General features: G+C 50.1%; 17 protein-coding genes. 16 read left to right on the top strand and 1 reads right to left on the bottom strand.

What is annotated here, in order from left to right; all coding sequences use genetic code 11:
- Position 1 precedes the first annotated feature (1 nt).
- The 10 genes from ACKTT9_RS31435 to ACKTT9_RS31390 all read left to right on the top strand — a co-directional run bounded on the left by ACKTT9_RS31435 (position 2) and on the right by ACKTT9_RS31390 (position 12,140).
- Complete coding sequence (locus ACKTT9_RS31435) at positions 2-1,396, top strand: sulfatase-like hydrolase/transferase (RefSeq protein ID WP_407869110.1); 1,395 nt, start codon at positions 2-4, stop codon at positions 1,394-1,396.
- Positions 1,393-2,727, top strand: a complete 1,335-nt coding sequence (locus ACKTT9_RS31430) for a sulfatase (protein ID WP_407869109.1) — start codon at positions 1,393-1,395, stop codon at positions 2,725-2,727. The genes ACKTT9_RS31435 and ACKTT9_RS31430 overlap by 4 nt, the downstream gene beginning before the upstream one ends.
- Positions 2,728-3,193: 466 nt before the next feature.
- Positions 3,194-3,982, top strand: a complete 789-nt coding sequence (locus ACKTT9_RS31425; protein ID WP_326063656.1) for a response regulator — start codon at positions 3,194-3,196, stop codon at positions 3,980-3,982.
- A 7-nt stretch (positions 3,983-3,989) separates the two neighbouring features.
- Positions 3,990-5,783 (top strand): histidine kinase, encoded by a 1,794-nt coding sequence (locus ACKTT9_RS31420; protein ID WP_407869108.1) that lies wholly within the window; start codon positions 3,990-3,992, stop codon positions 5,781-5,783.
- Positions 5,784-6,014: 231 nt separating this feature from the next.
- A complete protein-coding gene (locus tag ACKTT9_RS31415) occupies positions 6,015-6,875 on the top strand; it encodes an ABC transporter permease (RefSeq protein ID WP_397369575.1) in 861 nt (286 codons plus the stop codon).
- Positions 6,869-7,729 (top strand): carbohydrate ABC transporter permease, encoded by an 861-nt coding sequence (locus ACKTT9_RS31410; protein ID WP_157319117.1) that lies wholly within the window; start codon positions 6,869-6,871, stop codon positions 7,727-7,729. Before ACKTT9_RS31415 ends, ACKTT9_RS31410 begins: the two co-directional genes overlap by 7 nt.
- A 91-nt stretch (positions 7,730-7,820) precedes the next feature.
- Positions 7,821-9,359: an extracellular solute-binding protein gene (locus ACKTT9_RS31405; RefSeq protein WP_407869107.1), complete on the top strand. Its 1,539-nt coding sequence runs from the start codon at positions 7,821-7,823 to the stop codon at positions 9,357-9,359.
- 126 nt (positions 9,360-9,485) lie between these two features.
- Positions 9,486-10,313, top strand: coding sequence for a phytanoyl-CoA dioxygenase family protein (locus tag ACKTT9_RS31400; RefSeq protein WP_407869106.1), 828 nt, complete (start codon positions 9,486-9,488; stop codon positions 10,311-10,313).
- 24 nt (positions 10,314-10,337) lie between these two features.
- The gene (locus ACKTT9_RS31395; protein WP_407869105.1) at positions 10,338-11,096 is read left to right on the top strand and encodes an SDR family oxidoreductase; all 759 of its coding nucleotides are present in this window, start codon (positions 10,338-10,340) and stop codon (positions 11,094-11,096) included.
- A gap of 24 nt (positions 11,097-11,120) precedes the next feature.
- Positions 11,121-12,140 carry a LacI family DNA-binding transcriptional regulator gene (locus ACKTT9_RS31390; RefSeq protein ID WP_407869104.1) on the top strand — a complete coding sequence of 340 codons (1,020 nt, stop codon included), beginning with the start codon at positions 11,121-11,123 and terminating at the stop codon, positions 12,138-12,140.
- A gap of 3 nt (positions 12,141-12,143) precedes the next feature.
- On the opposite strand, the gene ACKTT9_RS31385 is transcribed toward ACKTT9_RS31390, so the two are convergent.
- On the bottom strand, positions 12,144-13,667 hold the full coding sequence (locus ACKTT9_RS31385; RefSeq protein WP_407869103.1) for a GMC oxidoreductase: 1,524 nt from the start codon (positions 13,665-13,667) through the stop codon (positions 12,144-12,146).
- A gap of 472 nt (positions 13,668-14,139) precedes the next feature.
- Here ACKTT9_RS31385 and ACKTT9_RS31380 point away from each other — a divergent pair, with 472 nt between their 5' ends.
- The 6 genes from ACKTT9_RS31380 to ACKTT9_RS31355 are packed head-to-tail and all read left to right on the top strand — an operon-like array spanning position 14,140 to position 20,456.
- Positions 14,140-15,294, top strand: coding sequence for an N-acetylglucosamine-6-phosphate deacetylase (locus tag ACKTT9_RS31380; protein WP_407869102.1), 1,155 nt, complete (start codon positions 14,140-14,142; stop codon positions 15,292-15,294).
- Between the two features lie 12 nt (positions 15,295-15,306).
- Positions 15,307-16,407 (top strand): alanine racemase, encoded by a 1,101-nt coding sequence (locus tag ACKTT9_RS31375; RefSeq protein WP_407869101.1) that lies wholly within the window; start codon positions 15,307-15,309, stop codon positions 16,405-16,407.
- 44 nt (positions 16,408-16,451) lie between these two features.
- Complete coding sequence (locus ACKTT9_RS31370; RefSeq protein WP_157319109.1) at positions 16,452-16,856, top strand: RidA family protein; 405 nt, start codon at positions 16,452-16,454, stop codon at positions 16,854-16,856.
- Entirely contained in the window at positions 16,849-18,345 is a 1,497-nt protein-coding gene (locus ACKTT9_RS31365) for a M81 family metallopeptidase (RefSeq protein ID WP_407869100.1), read from the top strand. Before ACKTT9_RS31370 ends, ACKTT9_RS31365 begins: the two co-directional genes overlap by 8 nt.
- A gap of 23 nt (positions 18,346-18,368) precedes the next feature.
- Positions 18,369-19,685 (top strand): aspartate aminotransferase family protein, encoded by a 1,317-nt coding sequence (locus ACKTT9_RS31360; protein ID WP_407869099.1) that lies wholly within the window; start codon positions 18,369-18,371, stop codon positions 19,683-19,685.
- A 12-nt stretch (positions 19,686-19,697) separates the two neighbouring features.
- A complete protein-coding gene (locus ACKTT9_RS31355) occupies positions 19,698-20,456 on the top strand; it encodes an SDR family NAD(P)-dependent oxidoreductase (RefSeq protein WP_407869098.1) in 759 nt (252 codons plus the stop codon).
- The last annotated feature ends 19 nt before the right edge of the window (positions 20,457-20,475 follow it).

Raw genomic sequence — 20,475 nt, 5'->3', positions numbered from 1 at the left:
CATGAGAGAACATGAAGCTCGGGACAAAAAGCCGAATATCGTATTTTTCATCGCAGATGATCATCGATTTGACGGGATTGGCGCCTATGGCAATCAGGTAGTACAAACGCCTGTTTTGGATAGTCTGGCAGCTGAAGGTGTGCGGTTTACATCCATTTATACGATGGGGGGACAGACAGCTGCACTCTGCGTGCCCAGCCGTGCCTGTCTCTTGACGGGGACGAATGTGTTTCAGGCAACGGTAACGGAAAAAGAAGTGAAGCTGGGTGAGACGGAGAATCAGCAGCTATGGGCGATTCGTCCCTCCCTCCCGACATGGCCGGAGGTGTACCGCAGAGAGGGCTATCGGACCTTCGGCATTGGCAAGTGGCATAATGGCAGAGAAAGCTTTGCCCGGAGTTTCTCAGACGGGGCGAACATTTTCTTCGGAGGAATGGGCGATCATATTGGCCTGCCCATTCATCATTATGACCCCGATGGCAGCTATCCGGCGGATCAGGCAGCTCCTAGCGAAAAGTTTTCGACGGAACTTTTTGCGGAAGCAGCCATTGATTTTATCCAGCAATATGAGGAAGAGGAGCCGTTTGTTCTATACGTGGCATTTACAGCTCCGCATGATCCACGGACCCCGCCTCAAGCGTATTTAGATCTCTATGCAAAAGATCATATCCCGCTACCCGACAATTTCATGCCGGAACATCCTTTTGATAATGGCGAAATGCATGTACGGGATGAGAAGTTGGCTTCCTCTCCGCGCAAGCCGGAAGAAATTCGTCAGCATCTGGCTGAGTATTACAGCATGATTACGCATATGGATGAGCAAATCGGCCGTATTGTGCAGGCGCTTGAACAAACGAATCGGAGAGAGCATACGATCATTGTATACACGGCTGACCATGGCATCGCCTTGGGGCAGCATGGACTTTTGGGCAAGCAAAATTTGTATGATCACAGCATCCATATTCCTCTTATCATGCAGGGTCCCGGGCTGCCGAAAGGGGCTCTAGCTGGTGGTCTTAGCTGTCAAATGGATATTTTCCCGACATTATGCGAACTAACGGGAACATCGCTGCCTCAAACGGTGGAGGGTAAAAGCATGGTCCGAATGATAACCGGTGAAGATACGGAGTCAAGGAAAACAGTATTTGCCGTTTATAAAAATGTGCAGCGCATGGTCAGTGACGGTCGCTGGAAATTAATTCGCTATTTCCGAAGCGGCGAAGTTGGCACGAACCGGACGCAGTTGTTTGATCTATACAACGACCCCTGGGAAACCCGTGACTTGGCGGAGGATGCCGCAAATCAGGAGCAACTGCAGCGATTGGAAAATGAGCTGTTCGTGTGGCAGCAAAGCGTCCAAGATCCAATGCTTCATGAAAGGGGGAGTGAAGGATGAGCCGTCCCAACTTTCTGTTTCTATTTCCAGACACGCATCGTGGAGATTGGATGCCTTACGCACCGGCTGTTGTCGAGGCTTTGGGCATGGAGCCACTGCCGATCAGAATGCCTCATATGGAGGCTTTAATGAAGCAAGGAGTTACCTTTACCAAGGCGATTACTTCCTCGCCCTTGTGCGCACCGGCCCGTGCCTGTCTGGCATCGGGATTACGATACAATAAGCCGGAAGTGGCCGGCAATCATGAGAATTACGATTTGTCACGCCGAACGTTCTACTCGGTCTTGAAAGATAACGGCTACCGTGTTGGCGGCGTCGGCAAGTTCGACCTGCACAAAGCCACCCATTGGTGGGGGCTGGATGGCTGGATTGATGAATTAAGCCAGCTTGGTTTTACAGATGCGATAGATAACGCCGGCAAAATAGACGCAATTATTTCGGGCAAAGAGTCTCCGAAGGACCCCTATATGCAGTATTTGTATCAGGAAGGATTAGCTGAGATTCACCTGCAAGATATGCAGAATCGCGGTCAACGCACCGACGCCACGGATTTGCCGGATGAAGCGTATTGCGACAATTGGCTGACGCGAAACGGTGTGCAAATGCTGGAGTCGTTTCCAGCTGACCAACCGTGGTTTCTCATGGTGAATTTCGTTGGCCCGCATGAGCCATGGGACATTACGCACCGGATGAAAGCGGACTGGGAGCAGGTGCAATTCGCAGAGCCGAACAACAGCAGTGTTCCGCAGGAAACCTGGAACCCGATTCGGCAAAATTATGCCGCCATGCTGGAGAACATCGACCGCAATATCGGTCATCTTCTGGATGCGGTAAAGCGCAGAGGCGACTTGGCGAATACGGTGATCATTTATGCCTCGGATCATGGTGATATGCTGGGGGATTTCGATAAATTCGGCAAATGCAAGCCTGAGCGCGGTTCCGTGCACATTCCTTTGGTGATGAGCGGGCCTGGCATTCAGAAGGGGCAGTACAGCGATGCCCTGGTGGAATTGCAGGATTTGGCAAGCACCATCCTGGATTTCGCTGATCTCACCATGGAAGAAGCGAAAGATTCGCTTTCCCTGAAAAGTGTGGTGCGCGGCGAAGTGGCGGCCAGTTTGCGCGACGTCCAAATTTCCGGATTGGACGATGGACCTCAGCATCCCAGCTCATGGCGGATCGCTTCGGACGGGGAGTGGAAGCTGATCGTTGAGCGAGATCGGGCGGATCGGCTGTACCACTTACGTAGCGATCCGTGGGAGAATCGCAATCTCGCGGAGGATTATCCGGATGTGATTGCCAAGCTTAAGGCTGCGCTTCAAGGATGGTGAGTGGCGCTTAGGTACACTCGAGAGGTTGCTTTACAAGTAGAATGCTTCTACTTGAGGGCAGCCTCTTTTTGCGTTGCGGCAGCATAAATATGGTGAGTTCTACGGTAGGGAACGGCCATATTATTGTATAAAACGGAACTACAGGGCGTTATTTCGAGGAAATTTGGTATTTTCGTAGTGAAACGGAACTACAGGATCTTATTTTACCATAAATACCCTATTTTTGGGCGGAAATTAGATAATAAAGGACCACAGTTCCCCTCACCTGGCGCAAGTGCCAGATCTTTGGAAAATAGCGGATCGTAGTTCCCTCAACGTGCGCTGTTTCCAGGCTGTCGAGATTGTTGAGTTTGGTTTTTCATACATTTTTACATTATTTCTGTATAAACAAAAACTGATATAATTGATATCATTGTGTTAAAGAATGATAGCGATTTCAAGGTTCAAAGGAAAGGTGGTGGGCAATATGTCTGTCGCACCCGTACGCGTGTTGATCATTGATGATGAATTGCCGTTAAGACAAGAACTACGATCCATGCCGTGGCCTACATTTGGTGCAGAACTGGTCGGAGAGGCCGAGAATGGGGAAGAGGCTTTGGAGCTCTGTATAGCTTTGGAACCTGACCTTGTCATCTCCGATATTACGATGCCCATCATGGATGGCTTAACATTGTTCCGCAACGTCAAAAAAAGATTTCCGCACATCCAATTCGTGCTCTTAACCTGTCATAGCGATTTTCATTATGCCCAAGAAGCGCTGAAGTTAGGAGCCTTGGACTATTTCACGAAGCTGTCCTTTGATGAAGAGGATATGAAGACGGCGATTGAAAAAGCGAGAGCAGCGATCCGACGTGAAGTCGATCTGAAACAATACGAACAAGAACGGATGCGTCGAGAGTCGGCCAATGCGCCGAAGCCAGCGGTGAGCGACGAACGGAAGATTCGCAAAGAAGTTCAGCTCGCCCAGCGAATCATTGAGGTCAAGCTAGGCGAGCCCATTACGTTAACTTCCGTTTCGGAAGAAGTTGGGCTGAGCTCCTATTACCTTAGCCGACTGTTTCGGGAAGAAACAGGGGAATCCTTTAACGATTATGTGACCCGGCTGCGTATGGAAAAAGCCGTGAACCTGCTCCAGAACACGCAGCTCAAAGTGTATGAAGTCGCCGAACAGGTAGGGATTCCAAGTTACCGTTACTTCTCACAGCTATTCCGTAATTGGACCGGCGTAGCGCCTACAGACTATAAAAAGGGATGATGCTAATATGAAAGCGCTTATCTCATGGTTTGGCAGCTGGAGCATGTTGGCCAAGCATTTTTTGTTTTTATCCCTGGGAACACTTGTGCTGTTAGGGGGGCTTGGCTACATCAACTTGCGCGAAGCGGAGGGACTGTTTCGTAAACAGGTTGTGTCGGACGCCCAAGTGATTATTGACCGAACCAATCTCTATATGAATGCCTATTTGGACAATGTGCAAAATATTCTTTTGCTAATTTCAACCCGGGAAGATTTGTTAGATGTGGGCATGGAAAAGGAGGCTTCGGACGTTCTTCGCTCGTATGCGAATATGAACAGATCGCTATATAAGTCGCTTTATTTGGTGGGTGTAGATGGCCATGTTATATCCAACTCCCAAACCACTTTTGATATTATTGGAAATCCGGAAATCCCGAAGCTGCTTGAGCAAGCCAAGCAAACTTACGGCATTTTTATTACCGAGCCCTATCAATCCCCTATGTCGGGTAAAACAGTCGCTTTCGTGCTGCCGATTCAGTCGTCTTCAACGAAGTCGCTGAAAGGGATTGCCGTCGTAGAAATCGATCTCGTTCAATTAACGAATATGATCGCGCAATTCATGAATACGAAGAATCAGACTTTCGCTATCATCACCAATAAAAAGAATGTCGTCCATTCGTTTGATGTTGGTCTTCCGCTCAGCTCTTACCGGCTGCTGCCTTATCATACGTCTGTCTATCCGCCGGAGCTGGATGAGGGGTTCGTCGAGCGGGTGTCGGATCTTCCTGTCGGTGCATCGGAGATTGGTGGCCCGGAAGGCGATTTGGTTGCGGTCAAGTCCGGCATGAATAATCTGGGCTGGTATTTTATCGCCTTCTATGAAAATAGTTTTTTCTATCAAAATATTGCCAGCCTGTACCGGAATTTCAGCACGGCAGGTGTTTTCTGGATATTTCTTGTTTTGGCCAGCACCTACATGATTAGCCGGTATATTACGCTGCCGGTACGCACATTGGTTGCCAAAATGGATCGCGTGCGAGATATGGAAGTGCTCCACACCATACACGCAACAGGTAATGATGAAATTGGCCGATTGGCGCGAAGCTACAATGCCATGATGGAGCGGATTCATCATCTGATGCAGGAAACGAAGGAAGCGGAACGCCGCAAGAAGCATTTTGAGCTGAAAATGCTGCAGAGCCAAATTGCTCCGCATTTTCTGTACAATACGCTTGCTTGTATTAGCTCTTTGGCTAAGCAGCACAAGATCTACGAGGTTCGGGAAACGATCAAGACCCTGGTGGGGCTGTTGTCCTTCAGCTTTGATAAAAGCACGGAGTTCGTTACGTTAGCGGACGAACTGGAAGGGCTGCGCATGTATGCATATATTCAGAAGGTGCGCTATGGCGATAAATTCACAATGGAGATCGACGCACCGCCTGCCACGCTCTCCAAAACCATACTCAAGCTGACCTTGCAACCGCTTGTGGAAAATGCCATCTTTCATGGAATTGTTCCACTCAAACGTGAGGGAATCATTCGCATACGGGCCAAGTGTGCGAAGGATAAATTGATTATTACGATCAGGGACAACGGGCTCGGGATGAACTCGGAGGTCCTGAACAGTGTGTTCGAAGAGCGGCACAAAGCGCCGAGCAAACATAGATTCACAGGAATCGGGCTCATGAATGTCCATGAGCGAATCGGGCTCCATTTTGGAACGGAGTATGGTCTGTCTATTTTCTCCTTGCCCGAAATCGGAACATTAATTCGAATTGAACTTCCGGCAATGGAACATGAATATACAGAAAAAAACAAATAAAGCGTTTGCAAGAATTCGAACATTTTCGCAGGATCACTGTATATTTTCCAAAGAAAGCGCTTGCTATACTTAACTCAACCCGTTAGGAAGCGAGTGATCAGATGGAAAAGAGGTGGCCTCATGGAACAGCAAATCGTAGCCAAGCAGGAAGTAAAGGCGGGTAGACAAACAAAAGATGCGAGGCTTAAATTATCTGCGAAGCAGGTTTGGGCCTTTCGGGCTTTTTATCTTATGCTTTTGCCTGGCGTTATCTATTTCGTAATTTTCCGCTATATTCCTATGTATGGTGTGATTATTGCGTTTAAGGATTTTCAAATACTGGATGGCATTCTCGGCAGTGGTTGGGCGGATCCTTGGTACAAGCATTTTCAAACGTTTTTTAATTCCCCGTATTTCGGGCAGCTAATGGTCAACACGTTCGTCATTAGTATCTACAAGCTCGTATTTGGGATGGCGCCGCCAATTATTATGGCTTTGCTGCTCAATGAGTGCAGGCTGCGGTGGTTCAAAACGGTTGTGCAGACGCTCACGTATATGCCGCATTTCTTATCTTGGGTCATCATTTACGGGATTCTGATCGCCCTGCTTTCTCAGAATTCCGGGATCGTCAACCGTTTTATCGAAGATGCTGGGGGACAGTCGATAGGCTTCATGACCTCAATTGATTACTTCCGAACGATTCTGGTAAGCTCGGAAGTTTGGAAGGATCTCGGCTGGGGCGCAATTATCTACTTGGCTGCGATGACGGCGATTGATCCGACGTTATACGAAGCAGCCCGTGTGGATGGAGCAAGCCGCCTGCGGATGATTTGGCACATTACGCTGCCAGGCATTCGAAATGTCATTATCCTTCTGCTCATCTTAAAGCTGGGCCATATTATGGATGCCGGATTCGATCAAATTTATATTTTGTACAACATTCAAGTGTATCAAGTTGCCGATATCCTGGATACTTGGGTATTCCGGACAGGGCTGCAGCAGATGAACTTCTCACTGGGAGCCGCCGTAGGATTATTCAAATCCGTCATAGGGCTTATCTTGGTACTAGGTTCGAATCATTTATCCAAGAAATGGGGTGATGGCATATGGTAAGAGGCTGGGAAGACCGGATCGTAAACACGATTGTCGTCGTCATCCTCGGACTTGCTGCTTTGGCGGCGATCGTACCGCTGATGTATGTAATTGCCGTTTCCATCACACCTTTCTCCGAGGTACTGAAGAATGGAGGATTCATCCTCATTCCGAAGTCCGTCACTTTTAGCGCTTATCACAAGTTGTTTACCGAAACGAATATTCCGAAAGCTTTCTGGGTGACAATCTTCATCACCGTTGTAGGTACGATTGTAAACCTGATATTGACTTTGCTGATGGCTTATCCGCTTAGCCGTCGCAATCTCCCGGGCAGAAGCTTCTTCCTTCTTATGGTTGTGTTTACGATGTTGTTCAGCGGAGGGCTAATTCCGACTTATTTAGTTGTGAAAGCCTTAGGGCTTTTGGATTCCGTCTGGTCGATGATTCTGCCGAATGCGATTTGGGCCTTTAACATTTTGATTATGAAAAGTTTTTTTGAAAACCTTCCCGAAGAGTTGTTCGAATCAGCTCGAATGGATGGAGCGAAGGAATTCAGGATTCTCTGGCAAATCGTATTGCCGCTTTCTATACCGTCTATGCTCACGATTGGGTTGTTCTACATGGTCGGCCATTGGAATGAATTTTTCCAGGCGATTATGTATGTGACGGATCGGAACCTTTTTCCCTTGCAGGTTGTTATTCGCGAAATTCTCATGCTGACCCAGCAACCGCTGGAAAATGCCGAAAATATGCTTCCTACCGAAACGATGCAAATGGCATCTGTTGTTGCTGCAAGCTTACCGATCATTATCGTGTATCCGTTCATTCAAAAGCATTTCACCAAAGGAATGTTAGTGGGCTCTGTCAAAGGTTGACCCCGTTGAATGCATCAGGACTGCAGCCTGATTCGTTCTGTAACGGCGACAATAGAAGCAACTTTTATTTTAAAAGAAAGAAGGGGTATCTATGAAAAAGAAATTGCTTGTACCAATTCTTCTCGCCATGACATTCGCCGGTGGAACGCTGATTGCCGGTTGCGGTGGAGCACCTGCTGCGAATAAACCTGCTGACAAAGCTGCGGAAAGCGGCAAACCGGCTGCCAGTGCCAAGCCAGTGAAGCTTGATATTATCGAAACGGGCAGCGGACTTCCTTCTCCTGATCAAGACACCATTAAGCAGGAGCTGGATAAAGCGCTGGGCACGGACCTCAATCTGACCGTGTATGCCTCTGGCGACGATTACAAAAATCAGTTAAACGTACGCATGTCATCGGCGAACTTCCCGGATTTATTCGCTGTCGACCGCCAGCAGTTAAAGCAATTTACAGACCAAGGACTTCTGCTTGATCTCACGCCTTATTTGGATAAGCTTAAGCCCGTACAAGACTTCATTGGAGCTGACAGTTTGAAGAAAGGGATGCTGAACGGCAAAACGTATGCGATCGCGAAGTCACCGCAAGTTCCCTACAACACATACTGGATTCGTCAGGATTGGCTCGACAAACTGAATCTGAAAATCCCGACTACACCGGAGGAAATGCTTGAGGTAGCTAAAGCGTTTACCGAGAAAGACCCGGATGGTAATGGGAAAAAGGATACGTATGGCCTCACCGGCGGTAAACTGGGAGCTTTTGATACCATTTTTGGAGCCTATGGTGTTGGTATGGATGGTGGCACACCGACTGTTTACGTGAAGGATAATAAAGTGGTGAATTCGTTATATGATCCTGGGATGAAGGATGCTCTTGCTTTTATCCAGAAAATGATTGCTTCCGGTTCCGTAGATCCCGAGCTATTGGCTAACTCCGGCCTTCAACATCAGCAAAAAGCGATTAAAGGGCAAGCGGGTATCGTCTATCTGGATTGGCCGAATGTGACGAAGGAACAATTTGTTGAGCAAATTAAGGCTGTGAATCCGAATGCCAATTGGGTGCAAGTGGATGCTTTAAAAGGACCTGGTGGCAAATTTGCCAGCGCCTATGACATCGGGAAGGCAGCAGCGATGTATGCTGTTCCGAAGTCACTTGAGAAAAACCCTGAGAAGCTGCAGAAAGTCATCGACTTGCTGAACTATGTTTCTTCGAAGGATGGGTCTTTGTTGGTGCAATACGGGGTCAAAGGCAAACACTTCAACCTCGATGGCAATAAAGTGGTCCCAACTGATTTGATGGGCAAAGAGGGCGGTTATTTCTGGCTGTACCAATTCGCAGGACGCCCGGAGATGGAGTATTTGACGGTGAAATTCGGTCCGCAGGCTAAGTATATGGAATACGCGAGCAAACAGCCGCACATTGACGGTTTGGCTGGATTCGTGGATATGCCGAATGGCTATAACGCTGCAGATGCGACTCGCTACATTGAAGAAGAGTTTTCCAAATTTATATATGGCAAGCGTCCACTGAGTGAATACGACAGCTTCCTTAAGACATTGGAAGGCTCCATGAATTATAAAGCGTATTTAGATGCTGCTGATAAAAGGATTAAAGAGCTTGGCTACGTGAAGTAAACGTAGAAGTGTGCGGAAAAGGAAGGAGAAATGGGCTTCCTTTTCTTTTAAAAACATTATTTACACGTGTAAATTTATTGGTTATACTTACCATAAATGAATTTAAAAAATGAGGAGTGTATTCAAATGACACAAACAAAACTTGATATTCCTGCACTTATTGAGCAATTTAACGAGAATGGTTACTTGATCCTGCCGGGGATTTTGTCAGAAGAGAAAGTGAACCGTTTGAACGCTGCGATCGACCGAATTGTTGCCGAAGAACCGGAATCATTAGCTTATAACGTTTATAACAGCATAGAAAGAGACGATGAAATAGCATCGCTGATCGATGAACCGACACTGCTTCCTCTCATGGTTAATCTGCTTGGCTTTAACATTCAGCTGCACATTTCACATTTAACTGTACGTAAACCGAATCCCAACGATGTGAAAACCGAGTCGCACAGCTTCATTAACTGGCATCAAGACGGTCCGCATCCACAGTTTCCGAAGCAAGATGGCATCACTTCAACCTATTATATTAAAACATGTTATATCTTGAGCGATATGTCCCAGCCAGACCGTGGGAATACCAAAGTCGTCCCTGGCTCGCATAACAAACCGTTTCACCCGGAGAGCCAGGATGTGAATGGTCTAGTGGACGGAGAAGTGCAAGTCTGCGGTAAACCGGGCGACGTATTCATTTTCCCGCAGAATTTGTGGCACGCCGGAGCGCCTAACCGTTCTGAATTTACACGCCGGCAGTTGTTTCTTGGTTACAGTCCAATTTGGATGAGACCGATTGACTACCGCACGGCATCCGATCGCTTGTTAGAAAACGCATCGCCTTACCGGAAGCAGCTTCTGGGTGTCATTGATGAGAATCCGTTTAAATATTATGTTCCTTCCGAATCTATGGTACCATTAAAGGAGCTGTACAATCAGGATGCTGGCAAAAGCGTCTACAAATAAGCTCACTTGGAAGAGGTGGATATCTTGGGTTCATCAACAAGGTTAGAGGGAAAAATCGCGCTTGTTACCGGAGCATCACGCGGACTGGGACGTCATATTGCAGCTGCGCTTGCGGCAGCGGGAGCGAATGTCGCAGTCAATTATGCGTATAGTACTCAGGATGCGGAGGAGACGGTTCGGCTGATTACCGTCGCTGGCGGCAGCGCCACTGCTTTTCGCGCTGACATCACAAGCGAAGAGGAAGTTAACGAGCTTATTGAGCGAGTGGAGCAGCATTTTGGCAGGAGTATTGATATTCTGGTCAACAACGCGACAGGCCCTCAACCGATGCTTTCGATTGAAGAGAGTACATGGCAGACTTACTTGGATCAGCTGGAGTTTTTCGTGAAAGCCCCCTTGCTGCTTGCGAAAGCAGTGCTTCCGGGGATGAAGTTGAAGAAAGAAGGAAGCATTATCCACATCGGCAGCGAGGTCGTGCAAATTGGGAATGCGAACTTCTCCAGCTATGTTACGGCCAAGTCATCCATGGTGGGGATGACGCGCTCTTGGGCGAGCGAGCTGGGACCTCACGGTATCCGGGTCAATCTGGTCGCACCAGGTTGGATACCTGTCGAGCGGCATGAGGGCGTCAGCACGGAAGGTTATCGAACCGGCGTACCGCTTGGGCGAGTCGGGGAACCGGCAGATATTGCGAATGCTGTGGTTTTCTTGGCCTCGTCAGAGTCGGGCTTTGTTACTGGGCAATGCCTCTCGGTTAACGGGGGCAATACGTTTGGGATTTGATAACGTTTGTTAGGGAGATAGCGAATGGTAACTAGAAAGGATGTAGCCGACCGCGCAGGAGTTTCCTCTGCGGTCGTTTCTTATGTGTTGAATAATCGGGAGATTGTGAAGGAAGAGACGAGGCAGAAAGTACTGGAAGCTATTCGCGAGCTTGGCTATCAACCGAATTTATTAGCGCAAAGTCTTAAAACGAAAAAATCGCGGCAGATTGCCGTGCTGATCAACTACCTCGGGAACCCTTTTGAGGCCGGTCTATTAATCAATATCGAGCAGCATGCGAAGGACAGAGGGTACTTTGTGTTTTTCCAAACCTATAAACAAGAGGAAGAAGATGAGCTCAAGGGCTTGTTCATGGGCAGAGTGGATGGGATTTTACTGCTCGGGCAGTCGCTGAAACCGCAGGTGGTGGCGCATTTTCAGACGCTTGGCATGCCGATTGTCTCTGTTTTGAAACCGGAGGGGGCGGAGTTGAGAGTCCCTTATGTGGATGTCGACTGGGAAGATGAAATGGTGAAGGTAGTCCGCCATTTGCAGCAGCAAGGGCATACCCGGATTGGCTTTATGGGCGGCGGTGAAACGGCGCAGCATTATGGAGTCAGGTTGCAGGCGTTCATACATGCGCTGGGGGAAACGGGCTGCACGTGGCATTCGGAGGATCTATTGGATGGGGAAGGCAGGTTCGAAACGGCCGAACGGGTGCTTCATGCTGCGTTGACTCATCAGTCCGCCCTCTTTACTGCGCTGGTCTGCGCCAATGATTTAATGGCCGCCGGCTGCCTCGCCGCTTGCCGAAAGGCCGGTGTCCAGGTGCCGCAGCAGCTGGCTGTGGCTGGTTGCGAGGATATCTTGATGTCCTCGCAAACGGACCCGCCGCTTACGGCCATCCATTATCCTCGTCCGCAAATCGGCGAAGCTGCGATGCGATTGCTGCTGGATACGATAGAAGGACATACAGTTGAAACGCCTTTCTTCTCAGGGGAGCTGGTTGTTCGGCGCTCTACAGAAGTTTCAGAAACTGATCGCTCTACCGGGATTGTCCGGTAGAGCTTATTTTGTTAATTGATGGACGATATGATCTGCCGTGCGGATCGCTAAGGCAACCGTCGTCAATGTTGGATTGGCGGCACCGCTGTAGGGGATAACGCTATTGTCAGCCACATAAAGGTTTGACATGCCATGAACGCGGCCATAGGGATTGGTAGCCGAAGTAGATGGATCATTGCCCATCCGACAGCTTCCCATTTCGTGATAATCTTCTCCCGGTGCGTAAAAAGATAAGTCAGGCTGGCGGTTTTTTGCAGCGATGGTCGCTTGCAGGCTGGCGATCATATGGTTTGTCGTTTGCAGCATTTGGCCAATGACGGTCTTATCGTTCTCGCTGTAAGAGAAATGAACCTGTATCTCCGGGACCCCATACGCGTCCAATTTCGAGTGGTTTAATGAAATATAATTTTCAAACTGCGGCTCTACAACCCCCAAAGTTTCAATTCCGATATCAAATTCTGGAAGAATTTCTTTATTTTCAAAAACCGGGTACCACAGATATCTTTCTAGATCCGGACCATAAATGATCATTTGATAGGGCTGAACAGCGGTTCGAGGCTTCCAAATAAAAAGCGTTCCCAACACTTCAGGGAAGTAGCTGCGATCTATTTTAACGGTAGCAACGATTTTGGAGTGGTTCATTAAATAATGGCCGATCGCCTTTCCTTGAATGCCGGAATGCAAGAGAAGGCGCGGGGTTTCCCAAGTACTTGCGGACACGACAATGGTTTTTGCCCGGATGTGATAGGATTTCTTATCGGGAGTCATTACCCGCAGACCTGTTGCGCTTCCATTTTCGGATAAGATTTGTACAGCTCTAGCATTAACAGCTAAATCAAAAGGTCTTAGATTTAAAGCTGAACCCAGAAAGGCAATGGAACTGAATAAAGCATTGGAATGGACCTGACCAAACTTCGTTGCCGACAGATCAATAGCTGTGGGGAGCTCTGTAACTTCAGGAAAACCGCTTCCTCTAAGGATGTCGAGCATGATCGTTGTAAGCGTGGAATCTTGCGTATATCCTTTGGAGACATTCATGATCCGCTCAGCAATATTATAATAAGGGGTCAATTCTTCGTAGGAAATCGGCCATTCCTGCATGTCGCTGGGATCCATTCGGGGCGAAGCGGTTGACCAGAATAAGGTTTTGCCTCCTAGCGCGAAAACTTGAGAGGCCCCGGGGTATTCGGGTTGGGATTTGCCAAGCGGATACGAGATATTTTTGTAAAAATCCCGTTTGCGAGATGCATTCAAGGTAGCGATATTCATGCTGTGCGTGGGAATCAGGAGATCTCCTCTTTCGACGATGCCAATACGTTTGCCGCTTTGTCCCCATTGCTGGCATAACCTCCAAAGAACGGCAGGACCTGCTGCCCCGGCGCCAACAATCAGCACATCGTATTCGGTTTCTGACATTTTTTCTAATGAAGTTAAAGGAATCCATTGTTTGAGATCGGTTTCGGGAGGCTGAGGAGCGGCGATGGGAAGGTGGATCATTCTTTTTGATTGTGCAGGATAGGAATCCATAACAGGTCACATCCAATCTGCAGAGATGTATATAGCTTATGAGTAGGAGTTGTATTTATGAGGATGGGGTAAATGGAAAATATACGGCTAATCTATGCGGCTCAGCGGCTGGGAGCGGGATAGCAGGAGAAGCTCCAGCTAAAACATTCGAAGCCCAGCGAAATCCCCTAGTTTTGTGAATATGAACGGTAGAAAATCCAGCTGGTTGGACGAAAAGGGGGAAAGTTAAGGGAATTAGATGTAGTAATCGGCGTTATTTATAGCATGTGTGGGGCTGCACAGAAAAGGTTAAATTCCTCTGATCATAGTAGAATTTTATTGGTTTTGCTACATTTGTATGCGTTTCCAATCAGGTGATGGTCACTTTTCTTAGGCAGGTGCAATCTGAGTTTTTTAATCTTTTAGGCCCATTGGCGAGTTGCTATACTCATCAGTGAAACTGTGGTTTCAATTTAAGTTGAGGGGTGGCTGGATGTCGGCAAAAGGCAGTAGCGTGATTCAAAACGGCACCATTGTGACAGCAGACAGGTTGATCCCGAATGGGCTCGTTCATATGGAGAACGGGTGGATCGTCGGAGTAGGAGAAGCGGGCAGCATGGAAGTGCCGTTGGGGAGTGAGGTGCTGGACGCGAAAGGAGCCTATATCGCTCCCGGCTTCGTCGATATCCATTGCCATGGCGGAGGCGGGGTGTGGTCGTGGGAACAACCCTATGAATTTGCCCTTAGCCATCTGAAGCATGGAACGACAGCGATTCTTCCTACTTTTACATATAACGAGAGTCGGGAGCAAGTGCGGGACGGACTTCAAACCATTTTGGCGACGATGGAGTCGAGTAAGCCATTTGTGGAAGCGATCGTGGGCATACATATGGAGGGTCCGTATATTAATAAAAAATACGGGGCCATCACGTCCCCGATCCGTCCGGTTGATCCGCAGGAATATGGGGAAATATTGCGGGTTGCCGGAGAGCGGATCAAGGTTTGGACGCTGGCGCCTGAGCTCGATGGCCAGGATGTTTTTGTAACTGAAGCGGCCAAATATCATATTTCCTTATCTGTCGGTCATTCCGAGGCGACTGCGGAGCAAATATTCCGTTTTGTCCCTCATGGTTTGAGAATCGGTTGTCACTGCACAAATGCTTCGGGCATAACGCCTTCACCATCCCGTTATGGGGGAACGCGTGAAGTTGGCGTCGATGAGGCAGTTCTTGTTCATGACGATATTTACGCCGAAGTGATTCCTGACCGCGAGGGTATTCACGTTCGCCCTTTGATGCTGAAGCTGATTCACAAAACAAAAGGAACGGATCGCGTCATCATTATTACGGATGCGATGCCGGATGCCGGCGTGGACAAGGAAGATTCGTCCGACGTGAATTGGAATCATCTTGGTCACTTGGCCGGAAGCCGGCTGACGATGGACAAAGCCGTGCGCAATATGATGGTGCATGCGGGAATCGGCATGGTGGATGCTTTTCGGATGGCTGCGCTTAACCCGGCAAAGGTCATCCACATGGAGGATCAGATGGGAAGCATTGCGGTAGGCAAACGGGCCAATCTTCTTCTAGTAGATGAAGAAATCCGTATTCAGCAGGTTATTTTACAAGGCCAAACCGTAAATTTCTAAGGCGGTGAAAAAATGCAATTCGAGGAGATCATGGATACACCGGCAATTGTGATTGATCTGGATCGGCTGGATGCCAATCTGAGACGCACGGCGGCATTAGCTTCCCATGCAGCCGTGCGCTTGAGGCCGCATACGAAGACGCATAAGAGCATATGGATCGCGCAAGAGCAGCTGCGGCACGGGGCTTCGGGCATAACCGTAGCCAAGCTAGGCGAAGCCGAGGTTATGGCGGACGGTGGGATAGACGATATCCTGATCGCCTATCCCATTGTCGGGCGCCTCAAGCTCGAGCGACTTGGGCGCTTGCTGCAGCAAGTCAAAGTATCTGTCAGCGTAGACAGCTATGAAGTGGCTAAAGGGCTGTCTGAATTAGGCGAACATTTGAAGCTGCGGGTTCCGCTCTATTTGGATGTCAACAGCGGCTTGAACCGCTGCGGGAAAGAGCCTGGGCAAGAGACGGCCGAGCTGGCGGCAGAAATAGCGAAGCTGCCTGGCATCCGGCTCGCCGCTTTGATGACGCATGCAGGTCAAGCGTATGCCAAGAGCCGTGCCGACGATTGTTTGGCAGTCGCCTTGGCCGAGGCGGAAGCGCTGCTGGAATCGCAGCGTGCACTGAGAAAGCTCGGCATCGAGGTGCCCGACATTAGCGTCGGTTCAACCCCGACGTCGAAGTTCATTGGCGCACTCGCAGGCAGCGGTGTCACCGAGATTCGTCCCGGCGCTTACGTATTCGGCGACGGCTCTCAGCTGTACACGGGGCTGATCGGCGAAGAGGAATGCGCAATGCGCATCTATGCGACGGTTGTCAGCACGCCGAGATCCGGCACCGTGATCATCGATGCCGGTTCAAAGACACTGTCGAATGATAGCAGTGCTCATCGCAAAGGCTTCGGGATGATCACGGAATTCCCTGATATTTTCGTGGAGAGACTCAGCGAGGAGCATGGCATTTTGTCCGTTCCGGAGGGGGTTCATTTACAAATTGGTGACGTGGTAGCCATCATCCCGAATCATTGCTGCGCCGTTACCAATTTGCATGATCAGCTGTTGGGCGTGCGGAATGGTCAACTGGAGCGAATCATCCCGGTAGATGCAAGAGGCAAAGTGAAGTAGCAGGAACAAACTTTGAAATATCCATATGAAGGAGAATGATACGCATGTCACAGCCTATTCATACAAACCTTGCGCCTGAATTTCCACTTCCTTTTTCCCAAGCGCTCCGAGCTGGCGATTTTGTCTATGTGTCAGGCCAAGTTGGCGTAAATCCCGCTACTCGTGAAGTCGTTGGCGAAACGATTGAAGAACAAACGGTTCAATGCCTGCGCAATATTGAGACCATTCTGGAGGCGGCGGGACTTTCGCTTGATCATATTGTAAAAATCAATGCCTTCCTTTCCAGACAAGAAGATTTTCCAGGCTATAACAGGGCTTATGAGAACGTCATGAAAAAGCCTTTTCCTACCAGAACTTCGATCGGATGCTCCATCGGCAGCTATTTAGTCGAGATTGACGCCATCGCTTACGCCGCTTCTCGTCGCGGAGAAAGCCGGGAAGATGAGTAATCGTCAGCTGCGGATTGCGGTAGCCGGCATTTTGCATGAGACGAATACATTCGCGCCGGGGATAACGGATCTGTCCCATTTTCGGGATCAGTGGACAGTTGGCTTGGAGGCATTCACCGCACGGTATGCGGGAACAAGGACCTCCATGGGCGGGGTCATCGCAGCGGCAGCGAGCCATGGCGTCGATTTGATTCCAGGCCTGTATGCAGCGGCGACGCCAAGTGGAATGGTGGAGGCGGCCGCAGGAGATGCGCTTATCGATGAACTTGTGGACAGTATCGACAGCAGGGCGGAAGGACTTGTCATCATCCTGCACGGTGCCATGGTAGCTGAGCACTATCCAGACTATGAAGGTGAATGTCTAAAGCGGCTTCGAGCGAAATTGGGGCCGGAGTTTCCGATCGCCATGACGCTTGATCTGCACGGCAATATTAGTCAGGACATGGTACGTCATGCCGATCTGATCGTCGGGTACGATACCTACCCGCATGTGGATATGTACGAACGGGCTGTCGAGGCTGTTGATTTGCTGATCCGTAAAATCCGAGGGGATATTCGTCCCGTACGGGCTTTGGCGCATACGGGAATGCTGGTCGTGCCGCAAGGCATGCTGACCGATAAAGGCAGCATGAAGCAGCTCATGGAGCTTGCATTCAGCATGGAGCGTATACCCGGTGTTCTAAACGTGACAGTGGCTGGAGGCTTCCCATACAGCGATGTGCCGGATGCAGGCATGTCGTTTGTTGTGACAACGGACGGTGATTCAGACTTGGCGAATCGCTGTGCGGCCGAACTTGCGCAAATGGCTATCGACCATAAAGCGTCGTTTAATGTTTCCTGTCTGACACCACGCGAAGCAGTAGCCGAAGCTCTCGCTCAGCCGGAAGGACCCGTCATTATCGCGGAAGGTTCCGATAATGTTGGAGGAGGTGCTCCGGCCGATGCGACCCATGTATTAGCGGAGCTGGTAAACTCGCCGCAAAAAGCGTTGATCGTGATCCGCGATCAGGAGGCGGTGGAAGCTGCCAGACAGGCCGGCATCGGAGGCGCATTCGAAGGCCGGGTCGGCGGGAAAAGCGATACGCTGCACGGCAAGCCGGTCCGGGTTAAAGGGAAAGTACGGCTGCTGTTCGACGGGCATTATCGGCATGTCGGGCCTTATATGACAGGGCAGCGTGCGGAAATGGGCTTAACAGCTGTCGTCGAATGCGGACAGCTGACGCTGATATTGACGGAAAAACGGGTGGCTCCGTGGGACGTCGGTCATGTACGCTCGGTCGGGTTATGGCCGGCTGATTATCACATCATCGTAGCCAAGTCGGCGCTCGCTTGGCAGACGGCTTTCGGATCGTTCGCCAAGCATGTCATTAACGTGGATTCACCGGGGTGCTGCAACGCAAATCTGGCGCATTTTGACTATCAGCGGGTCTTGCGCCCTGTTTATCCGTTTGTTGAAACGCCGGCACCTAGGTTCGGAACGTATGAGTAGGCCATGAAAAGGGAGGATTCACGATGAAGCAAGTTGAGAATTCGAGGCAAAAATATACGGAATCACAAGCTTACTTGGCTGGCGGAGTGGCAAGCTCCTTAAGAAGCGCGATGAAGCCTACACCTTTGTTCGCAGCTGCGGGATCGGGTCCGAGAATTCGAGATGTGGACGGCAACGAATTTATTGATTACTTGCTCGGCTATGGGCCGTTGATTCTGGGCCATGCACACGAAGCAACCGCCTCACGTGTCTATGAAGCCATGCAGCGCGGGATTACTTTCGGACTTCAGCATGAGGGAGAGATCGCGTTAGCCCGCCGATTGACGGAGATTTTACCTTGCGCGGACAAGGTGGTGTTAAGCGGGTCAGGCACAGAAGCGGTTATGCTGGCGCTCCGTTTAGCTAGGGCGCACACAGGCAAGCGCAAAATCGTCCGGTTTCACGGCCATTATCACGGGTGGTCAGATACGATTTTCACCTCGTTCCCAAGCTCGGATATGCGCAAGTCCGATGCAGCAGCTGGCCTGGCGGAGGATAAGCCGATTGTCGCAGGCACCGGCGGGCAGAGCGAGCATGCGCTGGAGGAAATTATTCTGCTGCCATGGAACGATGCTGCTCTGCTGGAAGCTGCGCTCCGCGAGCATAAGGATGACATTGCGGCGGTCATTTCCGAGCCCGTGATGTGCAATTCGGGCTGCGTGCTGCCGAAGCCGGGCTATCTGGAGCGCATGCAGGAGCTGACTCAAGAGCTTGGCATCGTGATGATCTTGGACGAAGTAATTACCGGTTTCCGGCTTGGCATTAGCGGGGCGCATGGGAGATTCGGGCTGAAACCGGATTTGGTCACGGTCGGCAAAGCGTTGGGCGGAGGGATCGCCATCAGTGCGGTGGCCGGCAGGAAGGAAATCATGGCGCTCATTGAGAATGGGACGGTCAGCCATCTGGGTACGCTGAACGGGAATGGTGTTGCAACGGCTGCTGCTTTGGCGACCATCGCGGAACTTTCGCAGGAGGAAGGAGCGGTTTTTGCGAAAATGGAAGCAAACGCAAGCAAGCTGGTCGAAGGAATTCGCAGCTTACTCGCGAAACATGCGATTCCTGGCCTCATTAACCACATTGGGCCAGTCTTCCATATGATGTTTACGCAGGAGCCGAAAGTAGACGATTTCGCTTCTTTCACGAAGCGGGATGCGGCGAAGTATACCGAGTTTTCGGGTTATATGCTGGAGGAGGGTGTGCTGGTCCGATCGAACGGACTGTGGTACCTTTCTGCTGCACATGGCGTACAGGAGATTGAAGAGACATTAGCGGCTGTCGATCGAGCGCTGGCTCGCTTATAAGGGGGAAACCGGATGAGAATGAGAGATCAGGTTGCGCTTATTACCGGCGGCTCAACCGGCATCGGGAAGGCGACGGCCGACCGTTTTGCCGCTGAAGGAGCCAAGGTGGCTATCACAGGCAGAGAGAAGGGGGCGCTTCAAGCAGCCGCTGCGGAAATCGCCGAACAAGGCGGGCAGGTGATTTGGATCGATGGCGATGTGCAGTTCAAAGCGGATGTTGACCGGATGGTAGATACGGTGCTAGAGCATTGGGGCACGATTGACGTATTGGTCAACAATGCGGGAATTTGCAGCCCGGCCTCCTTCCTGGAGATCGAGGAAGCGGAGTGGGATCGACACATGGCGATCAATTTGAAAGGCACGTTTCTTGCCGGGCAAGCCGTTGCGAAAGTGCTCGCCAAGCAGGTCAAAGGCGGCTCGATTATTAATATGTCCAGCGTGAACGGTCTCGCAGCAGAGAAGGATCAAGCGCACTATAATGCAACCAAAGGCGGCATCAACTTGCTCACCATGTCCATGGCCATTGAGCTTGCACCGCTTGGTATTCGCGTCAACGCGCTGTGCCCGGGCTTTATCGAGACAAGGCTCACAAAGCCGCTGATCGACAACCCGGCCGCTTTCGGGCCGTATCTGCAAACGATTCCGATGGGACGCGCCGGGATACCCGAAGAGATTGCAGACGCTGCGCTATTTATGGCGACGAACGATTCGCGTTATATGACAGGCCATTGCCTTGTGGTGGATGGCGGGCAGCTCATAAAGCTATCTTAACGAAGGAGAGCGAACCTAC

Origin of the sequence: Paenibacillus sp. P36 (genome assembly GCF_045866505.1) — a bacterium.
Classification (GTDB): Bacteria; Bacillota; Bacilli; order Paenibacillales; family NBRC-103111; genus Paenibacillus_E; species Paenibacillus_E chondroitinus.
Note: the sequence above shows the minus strand (reverse complement) of the source record. Positions and strands in the feature narration are given on the sequence as shown.

Bases quoted from the DNA above. Each gene is read 5' to 3' on its own strand.
- ACKTT9_RS31385 (WP_407869103.1), bottom strand. From the start codon at position 13,667: ATGGATTCCTATCCTGCACAATCAAAAAGAATGATCCACCTTCCCATC.
- ACKTT9_RS31425 (WP_326063656.1), top strand. From the start codon at position 3,194: ATGTCTGTCGCACCCGTACGCGTGTTGATCATTGATGATGAATTGCCG.
- ACKTT9_RS31405 (WP_407869107.1), top strand. From the start codon at position 7,821: ATGAAAAAGAAATTGCTTGTACCAATTCTTCTCGCCATGACATTCGCC.
- ACKTT9_RS31415 (WP_397369575.1), top strand. From the start codon at position 6,015: ATGCTTTTGCCTGGCGTTATCTATTTCGTAATTTTCCGCTATATTCCT.
- ACKTT9_RS31370 (WP_157319109.1), top strand. From the start codon at position 16,452: ATGTCACAGCCTATTCATACAAACCTTGCGCCTGAATTTCCACTTCCT.
- ACKTT9_RS31355 (WP_407869098.1), top strand. From the start codon at position 19,698: ATGAGAATGAGAGATCAGGTTGCGCTTATTACCGGCGGCTCAACCGGC.
- ACKTT9_RS31400 (WP_407869106.1), top strand. From the start codon at position 9,486: ATGACACAAACAAAACTTGATATTCCTGCACTTATTGAGCAATTTAAC.
- ACKTT9_RS31410 (WP_157319117.1), top strand. From the start codon at position 6,869: ATGGTAAGAGGCTGGGAAGACCGGATCGTAAACACGATTGTCGTCGTC.
- ACKTT9_RS31435 (WP_407869110.1), top strand. From the start codon at position 2: ATGAGAGAACATGAAGCTCGGGACAAAAAGCCGAATATCGTATTTTTC.
- ACKTT9_RS31365 (WP_407869100.1), top strand. From the start codon at position 16,849: ATGAGTAATCGTCAGCTGCGGATTGCGGTAGCCGGCATTTTGCATGAG.
- ACKTT9_RS31360 (WP_407869099.1), top strand. From the start codon at position 18,369: ATGAAGCAAGTTGAGAATTCGAGGCAAAAATATACGGAATCACAAGCT.
- ACKTT9_RS31420 (WP_407869108.1), top strand. From the start codon at position 3,990: ATGAAAGCGCTTATCTCATGGTTTGGCAGCTGGAGCATGTTGGCCAAG.
- ACKTT9_RS31430 (WP_407869109.1), top strand. From the start codon at position 1,393: ATGAGCCGTCCCAACTTTCTGTTTCTATTTCCAGACACGCATCGTGGA.
- ACKTT9_RS31390 (WP_407869104.1), top strand. From the start codon at position 11,121: ATGGTAACTAGAAAGGATGTAGCCGACCGCGCAGGAGTTTCCTCTGCG.
- ACKTT9_RS31375 (WP_407869101.1), top strand. From the start codon at position 15,307: ATGCAATTCGAGGAGATCATGGATACACCGGCAATTGTGATTGATCTG.
- ACKTT9_RS31380 (WP_407869102.1), top strand. From the start codon at position 14,140: ATGTCGGCAAAAGGCAGTAGCGTGATTCAAAACGGCACCATTGTGACA.